This is a genomic window from Lactobacillus nasalidis, assembly GCF_016587775.1.
GTDB lineage: Bacteria > Bacillota > Bacilli > Lactobacillales > Lactobacillaceae > Lactobacillus > Lactobacillus nasalidis.
On the sequence record NZ_BOCG01000176.1, the window covers coordinates 1 to 512 of the forward strand.

The 512-nt window shown below is 42.4% G+C and carries 1 protein-coding gene; it reads left to right on the forward strand.

The window, feature by feature from the left end:
- A partial coding sequence (locus lacNas_RS03195) for an RNA-guided endonuclease InsQ/TnpB family protein (protein ID WP_201346581.1) occupies positions 1-512 on the forward strand: 512 nt, incomplete at both ends.

Sequence of the window (512 nt, forward strand, 5' to 3'; positions counted from 1 at the left end):
AAAAAGCAAGTCAAAAATGGAGAAGCTGCTTGCGAAAGCAAGAATTACTTGAAGACGAAAGCCAAGCTTCAAGCATGCTATCGCAAGGCAGGTAATATCCAAAATGACTTGATGCAGAAGTTTACGACTAAACTGGTTAATGACTACGACAAGATCGTGATCGAAAATCTGTCAGTTAAGGGCATGCTGATGAGCCACGTAGCTTCAAAGGGTGTTCACCGGTCGATGTTTGGCAAATTTAAGCAGATCTTGACCTACAAGTGCGATTGGTACGGTAAGGAACTTATTCTGGCAAATAAGCTGTATCCATCTACTCAGCGTTGTGCGGCTTGTGGTAATGTCAAAAAAGGTGATGACAAGATCACTCTTTACGGAAACAAGAAACATGGTACTAAACACAATGAGTACGTCTGCTATAACGAAAAATGCCCGAACTATGGCATAGTCGTAGATCGGGACAAGAATGCGATGCTTAGCCTTCTAGCGCTGGTTGAGCATCCAGAATTAAATCA